The 18,449-nt window shown below is 74.4% G+C and carries 17 protein-coding genes; 12 read left to right on the top strand and 5 right to left on the bottom strand.

Annotation, left to right across the window (positions count from 1 at the left end):
* Nucleotides 1-128 precede the first annotated feature (128 nt).
* Nucleotides 129-2,024, top strand: coding sequence for a hypothetical protein (locus A4A78_RS00765; RefSeq protein WP_062946540.1), 1,896 nt, complete (start codon nucleotides 129-131; stop codon nucleotides 2,022-2,024).
* 4 nt (nucleotides 2,025-2,028) lie between these two features.
* Here the strand turns inward: A4A78_RS00765 and A4A78_RS00760 are convergent, their stop codons facing one another.
* Nucleotides 2,029-3,519: an aminotransferase class V-fold PLP-dependent enzyme gene (locus A4A78_RS00760; RefSeq protein ID WP_082835233.1), complete on the bottom strand. Its 1,491-nt coding sequence runs from the start codon at nucleotides 3,517-3,519 to the stop codon at nucleotides 2,029-2,031.
* Nucleotides 3,520-3,611: 92 nt separating this feature from the next.
* Here A4A78_RS00760 and A4A78_RS00755 point away from each other — a divergent pair, with 92 nt between their 5' ends.
* The 4 genes from A4A78_RS00755 to A4A78_RS00740 all read left to right on the top strand — a co-directional run bounded on the left by A4A78_RS00755 (nucleotide 3,612) and on the right by A4A78_RS00740 (nucleotide 6,741).
* Nucleotides 3,612-4,223: a hypothetical protein gene (locus A4A78_RS00755; protein ID WP_062946539.1), complete on the top strand. Its 612-nt coding sequence runs from the start codon at nucleotides 3,612-3,614 to the stop codon at nucleotides 4,221-4,223.
* Between the two features lie 17 nt (nucleotides 4,224-4,240).
* Entirely contained in the window at nucleotides 4,241-5,302 is a 1,062-nt protein-coding gene (locus A4A78_RS00750; RefSeq protein ID WP_062946538.1) for a hypothetical protein, read from the top strand.
* Nucleotides 5,303-5,479: 177 nt separating this feature from the next.
* A complete protein-coding gene (locus tag A4A78_RS00745; protein ID WP_082835110.1) occupies nucleotides 5,480-5,818 on the top strand; it encodes a GNAT family N-acetyltransferase in 339 nt (112 codons plus the stop codon).
* Nucleotides 5,819-6,231: 413 nt separating this feature from the next.
* Entirely contained in the window at nucleotides 6,232-6,741 is a 510-nt protein-coding gene (locus A4A78_RS00740) for a DinB family protein (protein ID WP_062946537.1), read from the top strand.
* A 99-nt stretch (nucleotides 6,742-6,840) separates the two neighbouring features.
* Here A4A78_RS00740 and A4A78_RS00735 read toward each other — a convergent pair whose 3' ends face one another.
* Nucleotides 6,841-7,302: a DoxX family protein gene (locus A4A78_RS00735; RefSeq protein WP_062946536.1), complete on the bottom strand. Its 462-nt coding sequence runs from the start codon at nucleotides 7,300-7,302 to the stop codon at nucleotides 6,841-6,843.
* Between the two features lie 305 nt (nucleotides 7,303-7,607).
* On the opposite strand from A4A78_RS00735, the gene dnaB reads away from it, so the two are divergent.
* From dnaB to A4A78_RS00710, 5 genes are all read left to right on the top strand, one after another.
* Entirely contained in the window at nucleotides 7,608-8,984 is a 1,377-nt protein-coding gene (gene dnaB, locus A4A78_RS00730) for a replicative DNA helicase (RefSeq protein WP_010550821.1), read from the top strand.
* Nucleotides 8,985-9,173: 189 nt separating this feature from the next.
* A complete protein-coding gene (locus A4A78_RS00725; protein ID WP_062946535.1) occupies nucleotides 9,174-9,713 on the top strand; it encodes a (2Fe-2S)-binding protein in 540 nt (179 codons plus the stop codon).
* Complete coding sequence (locus A4A78_RS00720) at nucleotides 9,710-10,741, top strand: xanthine dehydrogenase family protein subunit M (RefSeq protein ID WP_062946534.1); 1,032 nt, start codon at nucleotides 9,710-9,712, stop codon at nucleotides 10,739-10,741. The genes A4A78_RS00725 and A4A78_RS00720 overlap by 4 nt, the downstream gene beginning before the upstream one ends.
* Complete coding sequence (locus A4A78_RS00715) at nucleotides 10,734-12,806, top strand: xanthine dehydrogenase family protein molybdopterin-binding subunit (protein ID WP_062946533.1); 2,073 nt, start codon at nucleotides 10,734-10,736, stop codon at nucleotides 12,804-12,806. Before A4A78_RS00720 ends, A4A78_RS00715 begins: the two co-directional genes overlap by 8 nt.
* Complete coding sequence (locus tag A4A78_RS00710; protein ID WP_062946532.1) at nucleotides 12,803-13,444, top strand: NTP transferase domain-containing protein; 642 nt, start codon at nucleotides 12,803-12,805, stop codon at nucleotides 13,442-13,444. The genes A4A78_RS00715 and A4A78_RS00710 overlap by 4 nt, the downstream gene beginning before the upstream one ends.
* A 4-nt stretch (nucleotides 13,445-13,448) precedes the next feature.
* Here A4A78_RS00710 and A4A78_RS00705 read toward each other — a convergent pair whose 3' ends face one another.
* Entirely contained in the window at nucleotides 13,449-14,654 is a 1,206-nt protein-coding gene (locus tag A4A78_RS00705; RefSeq protein ID WP_062946531.1) for an XdhC family protein, read from the bottom strand.
* 171 nt (nucleotides 14,655-14,825) lie between these two features.
* Between A4A78_RS00705 and A4A78_RS00700 the strand changes: the two genes are divergently transcribed.
* On the top strand, nucleotides 14,826-15,233 hold the full coding sequence (locus A4A78_RS00700) for a DUF485 domain-containing protein (RefSeq protein WP_062947893.1): 408 nt from the start codon (nucleotides 14,826-14,828) through the stop codon (nucleotides 15,231-15,233).
* A complete protein-coding gene (locus A4A78_RS00695) occupies nucleotides 15,233-16,819 on the top strand; it encodes a cation acetate symporter (RefSeq protein WP_062946530.1) in 1,587 nt (528 codons plus the stop codon). Before A4A78_RS00700 ends, A4A78_RS00695 begins: the two co-directional genes overlap by 1 nt.
* Before the next feature lie 135 nt (nucleotides 16,820-16,954).
* On the opposite strand, the gene A4A78_RS00690 is transcribed toward A4A78_RS00695, so the two are convergent.
* Nucleotides 16,955-17,923 (bottom strand): hypothetical protein, encoded by a 969-nt coding sequence (locus A4A78_RS00690; protein ID WP_062946529.1) that lies wholly within the window; start codon nucleotides 17,921-17,923, stop codon nucleotides 16,955-16,957.
* Nucleotides 17,924-17,966: 43 nt separating this feature from the next.
* Nucleotides 17,967-18,404, bottom strand: a complete 438-nt coding sequence (locus tag A4A78_RS00685; RefSeq protein ID WP_053918116.1) for an OsmC family peroxiredoxin — start codon at nucleotides 18,402-18,404, stop codon at nucleotides 17,967-17,969.
* Nucleotides 18,405-18,449 lie beyond the last annotated feature (45 nt).

Genomic DNA, 18,449 nt, shown 5'->3' with positions numbered 1-18,449 from the left:
GTCGGCGGGCGGTGCGGGTCCCCGCACCGCGGCGGCGCGACCGGGAACAGTGTACGGAGAAGCCCTGCAGGATGCCCGAGCAGGAGGTCAGGCGGGGCGATGCCCGGCTTGGTAGGTTTCGTCGTGTGATGACCTCAGGTGCCGCCTCGCTGCCGGTGCCGGGCGACGACCGCGCCGGGCGGGACCTGCCCGGACCCGAGGCGCTGCGCATCGCGCTGCACCCCGCCGAGCTCCCGCTCGCCCGTCCCCGGGACGTGGCGCAGGCGGCCGCCCGGGTGAGCGATCTCATATCGGCGGGACGCCTCCCGGAGGCGCGCCGCCTCGCCGCGGAGTTCCGACGCCGCACCGCCCGCCCCGCGGACCGCGCCGCGCTGCTGCGGGCGGCGCTGCGCGGCGCGCTGCGGAGCGGGGACGCCGCGCAGGCCGAGAGCGACTCCGCGGACCTCGTCTCCCTCCTGCACCGCAGCGGCCGCACCGAGCAGGCCGCGGCCGTGGTGCAGGTCCTGCTCGAGCGCGGCCCCCTCGCCGAGGCGCCCGACCGGAAGGGCACCGCGGCCCGGGGTCGACGCCGCGGCGAGGCCCTCCGCGCCTCCGCCCCGATGCTCGCCGTCGTGCGCGCCCTCGAGGCGAGCTCCGTGCCCGGCCCCGACGGGGGACGGGGCGGCACCGTCGACCCGCGCCGCGCCGTGGCCCGGCTCCGGGCCGCGCTCGCCGCCCTTCCCGAGGTGCGAGACGCGCTGCTCGAGGACCCCGAGCGCGAGCTGCGGCTCCGGCTCGCGCAGGCCCTCGAGGCCGTCGGCGACGTCGACGGGGCCGTGAGCCTCGCCCTCGACGTGCTCGAGCTGACCGCGCAGCAGACGACGGAGCGCGGCGAGGCCCCCGCGGACCCCTGGCGCCTGGAGACCGGCGCCCACGCACTCCTCGCCCGGACGCTCGGGCAGCAGCGGCCCGTCGTCGCCGCGGATCATGCCCTCGAGGCGCTCGGCGGGCTCGCCGACGTGGACGACCCCCCGCTGCGGATCGGGCTGATCACCTCCCTGCTGCAGGCGCTGATGGCGGCCGGCGCGACGGACCTCGCCGGCTTCACCGCAGGGCGGCTGCTCTCCCTCCAGCGCACCCTGGAGCAGGGCCGGCTGCGGATCGCCCCGCTCCTGGCCGTCACCGCCCAGCGCCTCCAGGCCGAGCGGCTGGACGCGGCGTGGGTGCCGCTCGAGCAGGCCCGCGCCCTCGCCCGCGAGCACCGCGACCACCGCTCCCTGCTCGAGGCGGCGCGGCTGGCCGCGAGCCTCCACGAGCGCGCCGGCGACCACGCCGCCTCCCTCGGGGAGCTGCAGCGCCTGGCCGCGGCGGCGCGCTGGCTCGTCGACGACCTCGACACCCCGCGCGAGGAGCGCTCCGAGAGGCTGCGCACCGAGCTCAGCGCGAACGCCCTGGCGATGCGGCGGGCGCTGGACCTGGGGCGCCCCGGGGCGGTGCACGTCGCCGCCCGCGAGATCGAGCGCCGCACCCGCCCCGACTCCGGCTGGGACCTGCCGCCCGAGCTGCTGTGGGACCACCTGGTCGACGCCCGGATGGGGGTGCTGATCGTCGCCGGCGATTCGCTCGCCCGCGGCGAGCAGGGGACCGACCAGGCCGGTTACGAGGCCCGCCGCCGCGAGGTGCTCGAGGCGATCGGGCGGATGCCCGAGGGGCACGACGCGCGCGCCCGCTACTGGGCGGCCTATCTCGACGACCGCCACGCTGACCTGCTCGCCCGACGCGGCGAGACCGCGGCCGCGCGCCGCGCCGCCCGCCGGGCCCGCTCCGCCTACGAGGCGCTGGGCCGGGACGAGGACGCGGACCGCGTCGCAGGGCTCGTGACGGAGCTGGAGGCGGCGCGCGAGGCCGAGGGCGGCTCCGAGCGGGCCGGGCACGGAGCCCAGGGCGACGCCGAGCGGGCAGGGCGCGGGGCAGGGCGCGGGGCCGACGATCGGGCCGGGCGCGGCTCCGAGGGCGACGGCGACGAGCGGGCGGCGAGAGCCTGAGCGCTCAGCTCCCGTCGGCCTCCCGCATCGTCTCCTCGAGCACCGCGATCACGGCCCGCGGATCCGTCGCCGGGTTCACGAAGGCGAGCCGCAGCGCGATCTCGCCCCGGAACGCGGTGGGCACGCACAGCATCGTTCCGTCCTTCGCCAGCCGCTGCGACCAGCGGCGATAGGCGGCAGGCGTCCAGCCCGGCCGACGGAACACCACCACCGACAGCTCCGGCTCCATCAGCAGCTCGAGGTGCTCGCTCGCACGGATCGCCTCCGCGACGGTGCGGGCCGAGTCCAGGCAGCGGTCCACCGCCGCGGCATAGGCGGCGGTGCCGTGGGTGGCCAACGAGTACCACAGCGGCAGGCCGCGGGCGCGGCGGGAGAGATGCGCGGCGAGGTCCGAGGGGTTGGACTCGCCGCGGTCGATCGAGTCGAGATAGGCGGCGTGCTGGGAATGCGCGGCCGCCGCCGGGCGCGCATCCCGGTACAGCAGCGCGCAGCAGTCGTAGGGCGCGAACAGCCACTTGTGCGGGTCCACGATGAAGGAGTCGGCCTGCTCGATGCCCGCGAAGCGCGCCCGGGCGCTCGGCGAGACCAGCGCCGCGCCGCCGTAGGCGCCGTCCACGTGCACCCAGGCGCCGTGGCGGTGCGCGGTCTCGACCACCGAGGCGAGGTCGTCGACGATCCCGGCGTTCGTGGTGCCGCCCGAGGCGACCACCGCGCAGATCCGCGGATCCTCTGCCAGCAGCGGCTCGAGCGCGGCGCCGGTGAGATGTCCGCGGTCGTCCACCGGGACGCTCACCACGTCCATGTCCAGCAGGCGCGCGGCCGAGGCGACCGACGAGTGGGCGGTCGAGGCGCAGGCCAGCGCCCAGCCGCCGTCCGGGCGTCGGCCCCGCTCGCGCAGCGCGTGGTCGCGCGCGGTGGCCAGCGCCGAGAGGTTCCCCTGGGTGCCGCCGGAGACGAACACCCCGGCGGCGTCCGCCGGCCAGCCCAGCAGGTCCGCGAGCCAGCGCAGCACCTGGTTCTCGGCGAAGATCGCGCCGGCCCCGTTCTCCCAGATCCCGCCGAACACGTTCGCGGCGGAGACGACGGTGTCGAAGGCGACCGCGGCCCGCGTCGGCGCGGCCGGGATGTAGGCGAGGTTCATCGGGTCCTCGCTCGAGCGGGTCGCCGGCAGCAGCACCTCCTCGAACAGCTCCATCGCGCGGGCGGCGCCGATGCCGTCCTCGGTGATGGTCGCGCCCACCTCGGCCTGCAGCTCCTCGGCGCTGCGGGCGGTGGTCTTGGGGTCGGTGGCGACGGTGGTGTGCGAGGCGGCCCAGCGCAGGGCGAGGCTCACGGCCTCCCGCTCGTCGCCCCAGACCTCCGAGGGGTCGCGGTGGCGCTGCAGCGCGTCCGCGGCGCGGGAGAAGGCGGAGTCCTCCGCGGACTCGGCGAGGTGCCCGGCGCCGGGCGCGGGGGAGGAGGGTGCGGGGGCGGTCTGTGCGGGGTCCGGAGTCACGACCAGCATGGTCGCACGCCCCACGCCCGCCGGGGCGCGGAATGGCGTCACACACCCTTGACGTGACGCCATAATGGCGTCACCATGAAGCCATGGACCTCCGCCTGCTCACCCGTTCCGTCCAGGAGCAGCTCGCCGCCCACGCCGCCGTGGGGGACGAGCCCACCCGGCAGGCCGCCGGGATGCTCTACCTCGCCCTCGAGCCCGCCCTCCGCCTCGCCCTCCAGGAGGCGGTCGGGCAGGTCGCCGCGGAGGTCTCCGCCGAGATCGCCCCCGGTCGCGTCGAGCTCGGCCTGATCGGGCAGGAGCTGACCGTCCGCGTCGTGCCCCCGGCCGGCGCCGATCCGTCGGCCGTCCCCTTCGTCGCGCCGTCCGCCCCGCCGGCGGCCTCTCCCGCCCCGCCGCACCCCGCCGTGCCGCCCCGGTCCGCCGCGCCGGGCGCCCCGCCCGCACCGTCGGCCCCGCCCGTGCCCCCGCTGCCGGGGGAGCCGGCGGAGCCCGAGGAGCCCGCGGAAGCGGGCACCGCCCGCGTCACCTTCCGCCCGCCCCAGCCGCTCAAGACCCGCCTCGAGCGCGCCGCGGCCGAGGAGCAGCTGAGCGTGAACACCTATCTGGTGCGCGCCCTCACCGCGCACCTCGACCAGCCCCAGACCACCGCAGCGCCCGCCCACGGCGCCGGCCGCACCAGCGGCTGGTTCCTCTGACCCCTCCGGGAGAGACCATGTCCGAGCAGACCGCCCCCGAGCAGGACCCCTCCGTCCGGTACACCGCCGACCGGACCGCTCACGACCAGGGCTCCGCGCCCCTCACGCCGATCGTCCACGAGTTCGTCGCCGCCGGCCCCGTCGACGCGAACATCCAGAACCTGCGCGGCGACGTCGTGCTGCGCACCCGCCCCGGCACCGCCGTCCGCGTCGAGCTGCGCCCCGCCGACGAGGCCGGACGCGATCTCGCCCGGCGCATGCGCGTCCGCTTCGACCAGGAGCGCCTCACCGTCGACGCCCCCGCCGACGAGGCTCAGCGCTTCGGCGACCTGGTCATGGGCCTCGGACGCGGCACGGGCACCTGGGGCGAGAAGATCTCCCGCGGCCTGCGCTCCGCCGCCCGCGGCGTGACGGGCCTGGCCGGACAGCTCGACCTCGTCATCGAGGTCCCCGCCCGCTCCCGCGTCACCGCCCACGCCGGCGCCGGCGACCTCTCCGTGACCGGGGACCTGGGCCGACTCGAGGCCCGCACCGGCGCCGGGGAGATCGCGGTCGAGCGCGGCGCGGAGGAGGCGACGCACCTGACCACCGGCACCGGCGACATCGCCGTCGGCCCCGCGCCCGGCGACGTCCACGCCACCACGGGCCTCGGCGACATCGTGCTGGCCCCCGTCACCGGCGCGGTGCGCGCCACGACCGGCACGGGAGAGGTGGTGCTCGCCCCCGTCGGCGGCCGCATCGCCGTGACCACCGGCACCGGGGGCGTCGACCTCGCCGAGCTCGACGGCGAGGCCGTGATCACCACCGGCGTGGGCGGCATCTCGATCCGCCGCGCACTCTCCGGCACCCTCCAGGCACGCAGCGGCCTGGGCGACGTGACCGTGCGCGTCGCGCCCGGCACCGCCGCCCGGGTCGACCTCGCCACCGGGCTCGGCCGGCGCGACGTGCGCCTCACCCCGGCCGACGGTGCCGGCGACGCCGAGCGCACCCTGGTCATCGAGGGGCGCACGGCCAAGGGCGATCTGCGCGTGCTGCGCGCCGAGCCGGAGGACGCGGAGCCGGAGGCCGCCGGCGCCTGACCCGGAGGCCGCGGACGCCTAACCCGGAGACCATCGACTCCAGACCCGGAGGCCGCCGCCCGACCCGGTCTCGCCACCCCGGCGCCCTCCGGACGCGGGCGCCGGGGGCCGCCGCGACCCTGCCGCGGCCGCCCCGACTGCCGTACCGTGGAGGCATCCCACGGAAGGGGCGCGCCCATGTCCATCGGAGTCGACGGCCTCCCCGAACGGCACGCCCACGATCCCGAGGAGCGCATCGCCGTGCGGGACAACGCCGGGGCCCGCCGCTACGAGGCGGTGCGCGGCGGAGAGGTCGTCGGGATCATGATCTACGAGCGCACCCGGCGCCGGATCGAGCTGATCCACACCGTCACCGACCCGGAGCACCGCGGCGAGGGCGTCGCCTCCGTGCTCGTGCGCACCGTGCTCGCCGAGGCGCGGGCCGCCGCCCTCCCCGTCCTGGTGATCTGCCCCTTCCTCGAGAGCTGGCTGCAGCGCCACCCCGATCAGGCCGACGGCGTCATCGCCGAGGACTGACGACCCGGAGCGGGCCGCTTCCCACCTGAGCCGCGCCTCCCCGGGCCGGCTCCTGTGCCCATTCGGCTCCCGTTCGGACCTGCCCCGCTCTCCTCCGCACGGACCTGTTCCGCCGGTTCTCGCCTGGCCGCGCCCTTTCGGCCTCATTCTTGCCCTGCCGCGGGGGATCCTGGTCGAGTAGTGGCGTGTGGCGTACCTCTATACTAATAAGGCGTAGTGGCACGTCATACGCCATGGCCTGACCACGCTGCCGACCCGCCGACCCGCCGACCCGCAGGCCCGCCGGCCCTCCGGCCCGCAGGCGTGCTGAGGGGCCGGACCCGGGTCCTGGTTCTGGCGCGGAGCCCGCACCTGCTGAGGCCATCCTCGGCGACCGACGGACCGAGGGGCGTGCCGACGGGTACCGTCGGACCATGGACGCCATCGACCTGCTCCGCGACCTCGCCTCCCGCCCCCGTCACGTGGCCGACTCTCTGCGCGGCCGATTGGGCCCCCTGGAGCTCGCTGCCCACCCCGGCGGGCACCCCAACTCGATCGCCTGGCTGCTGTGGCACACCGGGCGCGAGATCGACGTCCAGCTCGCCGCGCTCACCGGCCAGGACGAGGTGTGGGCCAGGGGAGGCTTCGGCGAGCGCCTCGGGCTCGGCGCGGAAGGGGCTGCCGTCGGCTACGGCCACAGCCCCGAGCAGGCCCGCGCGATCGAGGTCCAGGACGGCGAGGCGCTGCTGGACTACGTCCTCGCCTCCCTCGACGCGCTGGAGTACTACCTCGACGAGCTCGCCGCCTTCGACCTCGGCGACATCGTCGACGAGGCCTGGGACCCGCCCGTCACCCGCGGCGCCCGCCTGGTGAGCATCGTCGACGACGCGATCCAGCACCTCGCCCAGGCCTCCTACGTGCTCGGGATGCCCCAGCGCGGCTGAGCCCGAGCCGAATGCACTGCGCCCGGCGCCGCCCCCGTCAGGGGCCGTGCCGGGCACGGGTGATGGCGGCCGGAGACGCCGGAGCGGGACCCTGTCGGGTCAGGCCGCCGTCGCGGCGGAGGAGGCGCGGCTGCGGGAGCCGCGTCGGCCGCGCAGCAGGGCGTCGAGCGAGAAGCGCCCCGCCCCGACCGCGGCGATCGCGAGCGCACCGGCGCCGAGCGCGCCGACCAGCTCCCAGCCGCCGGCGTCGATGAAGACGCCCTGGGGGAGGTGCACGAGGAGCGCGGCGACGAGCATGTCGATCGCGAGCAGCAGCCCGACGATCCCGGTGAAGGCGCCGGCGATCAGCGCGATGCCGCCGACGAGCTCGACGATCGCGACGACGGGAGCGGCGATCTCGGGAGCCGGCACCCCCATGCCGCGGAAGCTCTCGGTCGCTCCGGCGAGGCCGAAGGTGACGAGCTTCTGGTAGCCGTGCGCGGCGAAGATCGCGCCGAGCAGGAGGCGGGCCACGAGCAGGCCCAGGTCAGAGGCCATTCCGGTGCGGGACGATGCGGCCATGAGGGTCCTTCCGTCGGGGGAGAGTGCCCGGCGAACGTAGAGGAGGAGCAGTCCTGACTTCAAGGTTTGAGTGACGCGGCGAGGGATGCGCCTCATTCCCTCTCGGGATTCGGGGCCGCAGTGGCGAGGGCTGATCTGAAAAGCGACCGGAACCCACCGGCGCCGACGGGGACCGACCGGGAGCGGCCAGCGCGCCCAGAGCCCGTCGGCCGATCCGCCGTCCGACCTCTCCTCCCCATCGGGGCGTCCTCCACCGACGGAAGGATCACGTCCCGTCCGTCCGCCGGACTTCCTACACTGGATCGGTGACATCCACCGAAGCCTTCGAAGCCGGATCCGACCGCGCGCTGGAGCGCACCCCGCCCCAGGACCTCGCCGCCGAGCGCGGCGTGCTGGGCGGCATGATGCTGTCCAAGGATGCGATCGCCGACGTCGTCGAGACCGTGCGCGGCAACGACTTCTACCGCCCCGCGCACGAGATGATCTACGAGGCGATCATCGACCTGTACGGCCGCGGCGAGCCCGCCGACCTGGTCACCGTCTCCGACGAGCTCTCCAAGCGCGGCGAGCTGCAGCGCGTGGGCGGTGGCGCCTATCTCGCGGACCTCATCGACATGGTTCCCACCGCCGCGAACGCCGGCTACTACGCCGAGATCGTGGTCGAGCGCGCCCAGCTGCGACGCCTCGTCGAGGCCGGCACCCGCATCGTCCAGCTCGGCTACGCGGCCGACGGCGGCGAGGTCGACGAGGTCATCAACGAGGCGCAGGCCCAGATCTACGCGGTCACCGAGCGCGGCCAGAGCGACGACTTCCTGCCGCTGGGCGAAGTGATCGACGAGACCCTCAACGCGATCGAGGCGACCCAGAACCGCGGCGGCCAGGTCACCGGCGTGCCCACCGGCTTCGCCGAGCTCGACGAGCTCACCCAGGGCCTCCACGGCGGGCAGATGATCATCTTCGCGGGCCGCCCCGCCATGGGCAAGACGACCCTCGGCATGGACGTGCTGCGCTCCGCCTCGATCCACAACGGCCAGACCTCGGTCATCTTCTCCCTGGAGATGGACAAGACCGAGATCACGATGCGTCTGCTCTCGGCCGAGTCGCAGGTGCCGATGAACCGCATGCGCGACGGCTCGATGGACGACCGCGACTGGCAGTCCATGGCCCGCGCGATGAGCCGGATCGCCGATGCGCCGCTGTTCATGGACGACTCCGCGAACATGTCGCTGATGGAGATCCGCGCCAAGTGCCGCCGCCTGAAGCAGAAGCACGACCTGCGGCTCGTGGTCATCGACTACCTGCAGCTGATGAGCTCGGGCAAGAAGGTCGAGTCCCGTCAGCAGGAGGTCTCGGAGTTCTCCCGAGCCCTGAAGCTGCTGGCCAAGGAGATCGACTGCCCGGTCATCGCGATCTCGCAGCTGAACCGAGGCAGCGAGCAGCGAACCGACAAGACCCCGATGATGTCGGACCTGCGAGAGTCCGGCTCGATCGAGCAGGACGCCGACGTCATCCTCCTGATCCACCGCGAGGACTACTACGAGAAGGAGTCCGCGCGCGCCGGCGAGGCGGACCTGATCGTGGCCAAGCACCGAAACGGCGCGACCAAGACGATCCCCGTCGCCTTCGAGGGGCACTACTCCCGCTTCAAGGACATGGCGCACTCCGGCGGCTTCAGCGGCTGACCCGCGGCGCCGACGGTGTCGCAGCGGCGACCGGACCGCGGCGCTGCGAACGCGGCCGCGCGGGTCCTGCCACTGCGGAGACCGTGCCCCTCGGTGCAGGCGAACGAACGGTCGGTGCCCGGCGGAACCGATTGCCGAGCCCTCGGTCGGCCGGTACGGTCGAATCCCGACCTGATCCGGAGGCGCCCGATGGGCCATCCAGTGCACCTCGTCATCGACGGTCAGCCGCACGACCTGACCGTCGACCCGCGCACCACCCTGCTCGACGCGCTGCGGGACCACCTGGGGAACATGTCCCCGAAGAAGGGCTGTGACCACGGCCAGTGCGGTGCCTGCACCGTGCTGGTCGACGGACGGCGGCTGAACTCCTGCCTGCTGCTGGCCGTGTCCCTCGACGGCGCGGAGGTGCTCACCTCGGACGGCCTCGCCCCCGACGGCGAGCTCTCCGCCCTGCACGCCGCCTTCCTCGAGCAGGACGCCTTCCAGTGCGGCTACTGCACCCCCGGGCAGATCTGCTCCGCGACCGGCGTGCTCCGCGAGGCGGCCGACGGGCACCCCAGCGTGGTCACCGACGACCACGGCCACGACCACCCGATCGAGCTCACCGAGGACGAGATCCGCGAGCGGATGAGCGGGAACCTGTGCCGCTGCGGCGCCTACGTCAACATCGTCGCTGCCGTCCAGCAGGCGGCCGGGGCGAGCACCGCGAGCGAGGGGACGGACCGATGAGACCCTTCGACTACCTACGTGCGGACGACCCCGCCGGCGCCGTCGCCGCGGTCGCCGAACGGCCCGGCGCGACCTACCTCGCCGGCGGCACCAACCTCGTCGACCACCTCAAGCTCGGCATCACCGCCCCCGATCTGCTGGTCGACATCGGCCGTCTCGACCTCGCGGACATCGAGGAGCTGCCGGACGGCGGCCTGCGCGTCGGCGCCATGGTCCGCAACAGCGATCTCGCCGCCGATCCACGCGTGCGCCGCGACCACCCGTTGCTCTCCCGCGCCCTCCTCTCCGGCGCCTCGGGCCAGCTGCGCAACGCCGCCACCACCGGCGGGAACCTGCTGCAGCGCACTCGCTGCGTCTACTTCCAGGACCCCACCACCCCCTGCAACAAGCGCGCCCCGGGCAGCGGCTGCTCGGCGCTCGGGGGCTACACCCGCTACCACGCGATCCTCGGCGCCTCCGATGCGTGCATCGCCACCCACCCTTCCGACATGGCCGTGGCGCTGGCCGCCCTGGACGCGACCGTGGTGGTGCTGGGCAGCGACGGCGAGAAGCGCCTGCCCCTCACCGCGCTGCACCGCCTGCCGGGGGACGAGCCCGAGCGCGACACGGTCCTCGAGCACGGCGACCTGATCACCGCCGTCGAGCTGCCCCCGCCCGGCCGCGCAGCCCGCACCCGTTCCACGTATCGCAAGATCCGCGACCGCGCCTCCTACGCCTTCGCCCTGGTCTCGGTCGCCGCGGTGCTCGAGCTCGATCCGGACGCCGCGCGGCCCACGATCCTCTCCGCGAGGATCGCCCTCGGAGGCGTCGCCCACGCCCCCTGGCGCGCCCGCCGCGCCGAGCAGCTCCTCGCCGGCGCCCCCGCCACCCGCGAGAGCTTCCGCCGGGCCGCGGCGGCCGAGCTCGAGCAGGCCCGTCCTGTGGAGGGCAACGAGTTCAAGGTGGCGATGGCCCAGGGCGTGATGGTGAGCGTGCTCGCCGAGCTCGCCGGCCTGGGCGAGGAGAACGAGGAGCCCCGTGATGAGTGACCTCCTGCGCGCCTCCGCGATCGGCACCCCGCGGGTGCGTCTGGACGGGCCCGACAAGGTGCGCGGCCTCGCCCCCTACGCCTACGAGCACCCGGTCGAGGATCCGCTCCATCTCTTCCCTCTGTGCTCGACGATCGCGCTCGGCCGCGTCACCGCCATCGACGCCACGGCCGCGCTCGCGCTCGGCGGGGTGGTGCGCGTGATCACCCACGAGAACGCCCTCCGGCTCGCCGACACCGAGGACGGCGAGCTCGCGATCCTCCAGGACGACCGGATCGGCTTCCGCGGCCAGTACCTCGGCGCCGTCCTCGCCGAGACCCCGGAGGCGGCCCGCCAGGCCGCCGACCTCGTCGTGGTCACCACCGAGGCCGCACCGCACGACGCTTTCTTCCGCCCCGACCACCCCGCAGTGCGCGAACCCGAGGGCGGCGCCGACGACATCGACACCGGTGACCTCGAGGCCGCGCTCGCCGCCGCGGAGATCGTGGTGGACCAGCGCTATTCCACCCCGCTCGAGCACAACAACCCGATGGAGCCGCACACCACCATCGCCCGCTGGGACGGCGAGCAGCTCACGCTGTGGACCTCGACCCAGGGCGTGCACCCCGCGAGGCAGACCCTCGCCCCGATGCTGGGCATCGACCCCGAGCAGCTGCGGATCATCAGCCCGCACGTCGGCGGCGGCTTCGGCTCCAAGGGCCTGCCCCATGCGGACATGATGCTCACGGCGCTGGCCGCGCACGCCGTGCCCGGCCGCGCGGTGAAGCATGCCGTCACCCGCCAGCACATGTTCGCGCTGACCGGGTACCGGCCCGCCACCTCCCAGCGCTTCCGGATCGGCGCTCGGCCCGACGGCACGATCACCGCCTTCGGGCTCGAGGCGGTCTCCAGCTCCTCGCGCACCAAGGAATTCCCCGAGGTGGCGATCAAACCCTCCAGGCAGATGTATGCCGGCGAGCACCGTCGCATCACCCAGCGCGTGCTCCCGCTGGATTTCGCCGTCCCCTCCTGGATGCGCGCTCCCGGTGAGGCACCGGGGATGGTGGGCCTGGAGATCATGATGGACGAGCTCGCCGAGGCCTGCGGGCTGGACCCGATCGAGCTGCGGGTGCGCAACGAGCCGGAGCACGACCCCGACACAGGGATGCCCTTCAACCGACGCCGGCTGATCGACTGCCTGCACGAGGGCGCCGCCCGCTTCGGCTGGGCCGACCGCGACCCGCGGCCCCGCGCACGCCGGGAGGGCGAGTGGCTGATCGGCACCGGCGTCGCCTCGGCGACCTACCCCGCATCCCGGCAGCCCGGCTCGAAGGCCCGGATCCGTCACGAGGCGGGGGTCTACGAGGTGGGCATCGGCGCCGCCGATCTCGGCACCGGCACCTGGACCGCTCTCACCCAGGTCGCCGCCGACGCCCTCGAGGTCGACCCGGACCGCATCGCGCTGCGGATCGGCGACACCGCGCTGCCGAACGCGACCGTGGCCGGCAGCTCCACCGGGCTCGCCAGCTGGAGCGCGGCCGTGCTGGCCGCCGCGGACGCTTTCCGGCGCGAGCACGGCACCGACCCGGCCGACGGCGTCGAGGCGATCGGGGAGGCTGCGGAGAACCCGGCCGAGAAGCAGTTCGCCATGCACTCCTACGGCGCCCAGTTCGCCCAGGTCCGCGTCCAGGAGGAGACCGGCGAGATCCGTCTGGACCGCATGCTCGGGGTGTTCTCCGTCGGGCGGATCATCAACCCCCGCACCGCCCGCTCCCAGCTCCTCGGCGGGATGACCATGGGGGTGGGGATGGCGCTGCACGAGAAGGGCGAGCTCGACCCCCGCTTCGGACACGTCGTCAACCACGACCTCGCCGAGTACCACGTGCCCGTCAACGCGGACATCCGCTCCCTCGAGGTGCATTGGCTGGACGAGGAGGACCCCCACGCCGGGCCGCTGGGCGCGCGCGGCATCGGCGAGATCGGCACCGTCGGCGCCGCCGCGGCGATCGCCAACGCCGCCCACCACGCCACCGGGGTGAGGGTGCGGGACCTGCCCGTGTTCGGCAGCGACCTCCTGGCACGGTGAGCGCCGCGTCATTCGACGGCCCCCGGCCGGCGGCCGCGCCTCCCGTCGGCCTGATCCTCGCCGCGGGCGCCGGAAGGCGCCTGGGCCGCGGCCCCAAGGCGCTGCTGCTCCTGCGCGGCGCCCCCCTGGTCGAGCACGTCGCCCGCGCCCTGCGCGAGGGCGGGTGCGCCGAGGTCGTGGTCGTCACCGGCGCGGACGCCGAGCGGGTGGGCGCCGTCATGGACGGGTTGCCGTGGGCGCGCACGGAGCAGAACCCGCGCTGGCGCGAGGGGATGGGGACCTCCCTGCGCACCGGCCTGGCCGCGATCGGACCGGGCCGCGACGTGCTGGTCACGCCGGTGGACCGCCCCGGGACGTGCGCGGCGGAGGTGGCCCGGGTGCTGGCCGCCCACCGCCGCGGCGGGATCACCGCCGCCGCCCACCGCGAGGCCTCCGGCGGGCTCCGACGGGGCCATCCGGTGCTGCTCGACGCCGCCTGGACCACCGCCGCCGCGAAGGCCGCGCACGCGGACGTGGGCGCCCGCGGCCTGCTCCGCGCCCGACGGGATCAGGTGCAGCTCGTGGACTGCACGGATCTCGACGACGGTGCGGACCTCGACCTTCCCGAGGACCTGTGGCGGCTGGACGTGCGGGGCTGACCTCTCAGCCGCTCGCAGCGGTGCGCGCATGCAGCGGACCGCTGCCGTCGCGCAGCGGCTCGACGGTGCGGCGCTCGGCCCGCACGGCCAGGATCTCCGCGAGGATCGCGACCGCCACCTCCGCCGGGCTCCCCGCCCCCACGTCGAGGCCGATCGGGGAGCGCAGCCGCGACAGCGCCTCCTCGCCCACCCCGGCCTCCCGCAGCGCCGTGCGCCGATCGCGATCGCTGCGCCGGGACCCCATCGCACCGACGTAGGCGATGTCCAGCCGCAGAGCGGTGGCGAGCACCGGCACGTCGACCTTCGGATCGTGCGTGAGCACGCAGACCATGCTGCGGGCATCGAGGTCACCGCGCTCCGCGGCCGCGGCGAGGAACCGGTGCGGCCAGGCACGCACCACCTCCGCCCCCGGGAACGCCGTGGGATCGGTGAACGCCGGCCGATGGTCGCACAGCGTGATCCGCAGCCCGAGCGGCCGCGCCGCCTCCACCAGCGCCTGCCCGAAGGCGTTCGCCCCGCACACCACCAGGTGCGCGGGCCGGATGCGGGACTCGACGAAGAGATCGATCGTCGAGGCGCCTGCGGGGAGGCGGAGGGTGCCGGTGCGCGCCTCGCGGAGCATGGCGGCTACCCGGGCGCTCCCCGCCTCGAGCATCTCCGGGGGGAGCAGGGCCGTGAGCGCGCCGCGGATCTCCTCGGCCCTGTCGCCCGCGAGCAGGACAGCGCGCGGACTGTCGGCGTCCTCGCCCTCGGACCGGGCCGGGCGCCGTGCGTCGTCGCCCTCGGGTGCGACCGTCCGTGGTGCGTCGGCGTGCGGCAGCTGGGTCACGTAGGCGGCGGGGGCGGGGTCGTCGACCGTGCCGAGGGGGCTCTGGGTCCCCGGGGGCGGGGGAGCGAACGGCTGGATCAGCACCTCGAGCGAGCCCCCGCACATCAGCCCGACGGCGAAGGCGTCCTCCTCGCTGAACCCGAAGCTCCGGACGCTGCTCCTCCCGGTCTCGAGCGCTTCGCGGCAGGCCTCGTGCACCGCCCCTTCGACGCAGCCGCCGGAGAGCGAGCCGTGCAGTGCGCCATCGGCGCCCACCAGCATCGAGGTGCCCACGGGCCGCGGCACGGAGCCCCGGGCGGAGACGATGGTCGCGACGGCGCAGGGGACCGGATCGGAGGGCCGGGCGAGGCTCTCCCGGGCGCGGTCCAGGATGTCGAGCACCTCCTCACCCTACGCGGTGGCCCGGGCCAGCACGAGGGTCCCGACCTCTCGGCCGGGCGGCGGGGCGACGCGCGCTCTGCCTATGACTGGGATCACACCTGCTACGGTTTCCGGGAGCGCCGGTCCTGCTCCCCGGGCCGGGGCGACGAACAGAACGAAGGAGTTGTGTCCGTGACCACCCCGTCTCCTGCGGCCTCCGGCCCCCCGCCCCAGCCGGGCTCCTCGCCGGACCGCGGCCCGGCGTCGCATCCCGGCGCCGCGCCCTCCCCCACCCCTGAGCAGTTCCAGGCCGTCCAGAAATCCGAGGAGTTCGGCAGGCTGCGCTCGAGCTTCCGCAGCTTCGCGATCCCGATGACCGTCGCGTTCCTGGTCTGGTACTTCGCCTACGTGCTGCTGTCCACCTACGCCGAGGGCCTGATGTCGACCCCGGTGCTGGGCAATCTCAACCTCGGCCTGCTGATGGGCATCAGCCAGTTCCTGATGACCTTCCTGATCACCTGGCTGTACATCCGCCACGCGAACCGTAATCTCGACCCGATCGCGGAGAAGCTGCGCGATGAGCTGGAGGGGGAGCACTGATGGAGTTCGGCAACCCGCTCTTCAACATCGCGATCTTCCTCGCCTTCGTGGTGATCACCCTGGTCGTGGTCATCCGCGTCTCCAAGCAGAACGTCACCGCCGGGGACTTCTACCACGGCGGCCGCGCGTTCTCCGGCCGGCAGAACGGCATCGCCATCGCCGGCGACTACCTCTCGGCCGCCTCGTTCCTCGGCATCGTCGGCGCCGTCGCGCTCTACGGCTACGACGGGCTGCTGTACTCCGTCGGCTTCCTCGTCGCCTGGCTGGTGGCGCTGCTGCTGGTCGCCGAGCCGCTGCGCAACACCGCGAAGTACACGATGGCCGACGTGCTGAGCTTCCGCATGCGCCAGCGCCCCGTGCGCACCGCCGCTGCGACCTCCACCCTCGCCGTCACCTTCTTCTACCTGCTCGCGCAGATGGCGGGCGCCGGCGCGCTCGTCTCGCTGCTGATCGGCATCGAGGGCCGAGTGGGCCAGTCGATCGTGATCGCCGTGGTGGGCGTCGTGATGATCGCCTACGTGCTCATCGGCGGGATGAAGGGCACCACCTGGGTGCAGATCATCAAGGCGGTGCTGCTGGTGACCGCCGTCGGCGTCTCGACGGTGTGGATCCTGGCGCTCAACGGCTTCAACCTCTCCGAGGTGCTCGGCAAGGCCGTCGCCGAGCATCCCGACGGCGCCACCATCCTCGAGCCGATGCACCAGTACGGCACCTCCGGCGCGACCAAGCTCGGCTTCGTCTCCCTGGCGATCGCGCTGGTGTTCGGCGCAGCCGGGCTGCCGCACGTGCTGATGCGCTTCTACACCGTGCCGACGGCGAAGGAGGCCCGTCGCAGCGTCGTCTGGGCGATCGGGCTGATCGGCTTCTTCTACCTGTGCACCATGGTGCTCGGCTTCGCCGCCGCGTACATGGTGGGCGTGGACGTGATCGGCACCCTGCCCGGCGGCTCGAACTCCGCCGCACCGGCGCTCGCCTACGCCCTCGGCGGCACCGTGCTGATGGGCATCATCTCCGCGGTCGCCTTCGCGACGATCCTCGCGGTCGTGGCAGGCCTGACGATCACCGCCTCCGCCTCCTTCGCGCACGACATCTACAACGGCGTGATCAAGGAGGGCAGCGCCACCTCGGCGCAGGAGGTGAAGGTCGCTCGGCGCACCGCCGTGGTGATCGGCGGCGTCTCGATCATCGGCGGCATCCTCGCCGCCGAGCAGAACGTCGCCTTCCTGGTCTCGCTCGCCTTCGCGATCGCAGCCAGCGCGAACCTGCCCTCGATCCTGTACTCCCTGTACTGGAAGCGGTTCAACACCCGCGGCTCGCTGTGGAGCATCTACGGCGGACTCGGCAGCGCGCTGATCCTGATCACCTTCTCCCCGGTGGTCTCCGGCGCCGAGACGGCGATGATCCCCGGCGCCGACTTCGCCTGGTTCCCGCTGACGAACCCGGCGATCATCTCCGTGCCGCTGGGCTTCTTCCTCGGCTGGCTCGGCTCGGTCACCTCCTCGGAGCACGACGAGCTCAAGCAGGCCGAGATGGAGGTCCGCTCCATGACCGGCGCCGGCGCAGAGAAGGCCACCCAGGCGCATTGAGCCGGGGAGCCGGACCGGAGGAGCAGCGACCCGGACCCGGCTCCTCGCGACCGGCGCCGCCATGTCATGTGACGCCCTGTTCCACCCATGGAACAGGGCGTCACATGACATGGTGCGGGCGCCTGCCGTCCGCGCTCAGGCGAGCGGCAGCCCGGACTCCGGGCGGGTCGCCCGGTCGTGCAGCTCGATGATCCGCCGCTCCTCGGCCGACGGGGCAGGGCCGGCCACCTCGAGCAGGCGGCACACCGCGACCTGCGCGGAGGCGTCGCGGTAGCGCCGCACCCAGTCCTGATGCTCGGGGGCCGAGGCGGTGCGAGTTCCGAGCGACTCGAAGCGGTCCACCTCCACCCGCCACGGCTTCGGGGTGAGGCGGGCGCGGTAGGTGTCGTGGACCCGGCACAGCAGCATGTACAGCGGATCGCTGCGCACCTCCGCCATCAGCGTCCGGGCCCGTTCGCTCGCAGGGCGGGCATCCGCGCCGGAGACCAGCAGCCGGAAGCCGTGGCGGGTGCGATAGGCGCGCACGCCCAGCTCGGGATGCCGCGCCCCGAAGTCGCGGATGCTGGTCAGGAGCTCGGCGTGGACGCGGCCTCGCTCGCCGGAGCCCGGCCCGCCGAGCTCGTCGGGCAGGCCTGCCGCGTCGCGGATCCCGTCGGTCGCGCCGTCGGCTCTGCCGGTCGCGCCGCCGCCGAAGAGCCGCGAGAGCAGGCCGGGCCGCTTCCCGGCCCGGCCACCACTCGACCGCGACCGGCCGACATCCTCCTGGGGGAGGTCGACGTCGCAGATCAGCAGCGCATCGGTGTTCAGCACGGCCGCGCCGTAGCGGTTGCGGGTGATCGCGGCGATCAGCGTGCCGTCCTCGCTGTGGACGTCCTCGAGCAGCTCCTCCGGCAGGCGCCGGCTCGGGTAGTACTCCAGGCCGGAATCGTGCTCCTGCTCGGGGCCGCCCGCGGCGACGAGCGCGTCCATGCGCTCGCGGGCATCGCGTCGGGCGTCCTCGACCGAGATGTCGGAGGAGCCGTGGATCGTCAGCGCGAAGGGGCCGTGGCCCGGGAAGGTGTGCGTCTCGCGGACGGCGGCCCAGTGACGGGGGATCGGCTGCATGGAGCCGACCGTACCCGCCACGGGCCGCCCGCCGGGAGGGGCTTCAGCCGAGCGAGGCCTCGAGGGTGATGTCCACGCCCGCGAGCGCCTTGGAGACGGGGCAGGTCTGCTTGGCCTCCTCGGCCAGGCGCTGGAAGTCGGCGTCCTCGATGCCGGGCACCTGCGCGGTGACGGTCAGGGCGATCCCGGTGATGCCGCCCTCGCCCGCGTTGAAGGACACCTTCGCGGCGGTCTTCATCGAGGTGGGCGGGGTGTCGTTCTCGGCGAGCATGTTGGAGAACTGCATCGAGTAGCAGGCGCTGTGCGCGGCGCCGATCAGCTCCTCGGGGGAGGTGGTGCCCTGCTCGGCATCCTCCGAGCGGGCCTTCCAGGAGAGGTCCATGGTGCCGAGCTGCGAGGTCTCCAGGGTGGTGCTGCCGGAGCCGGAGAGCAGGTCGCCGTTCCAGGCGGTCGAGGCGGTGCTGACGACGGTGCGGGGCATGGTGACTCCTTCGGTCGAGGGTCGCGCCCGCGCTCCTGCGGGGGC

The organism is Brachybacterium sp. sponge, from assembly GCF_001613775.1.
Taxonomy (GTDB): domain Bacteria; phylum Actinomycetota; class Actinomycetes; order Actinomycetales; family Dermabacteraceae; genus Brachybacterium; species Brachybacterium conglomeratum.
The sequence above is the reverse complement of the archived record's forward strand: the minus strand, read 5'-3'. Positions and strand labels throughout refer to the sequence as shown.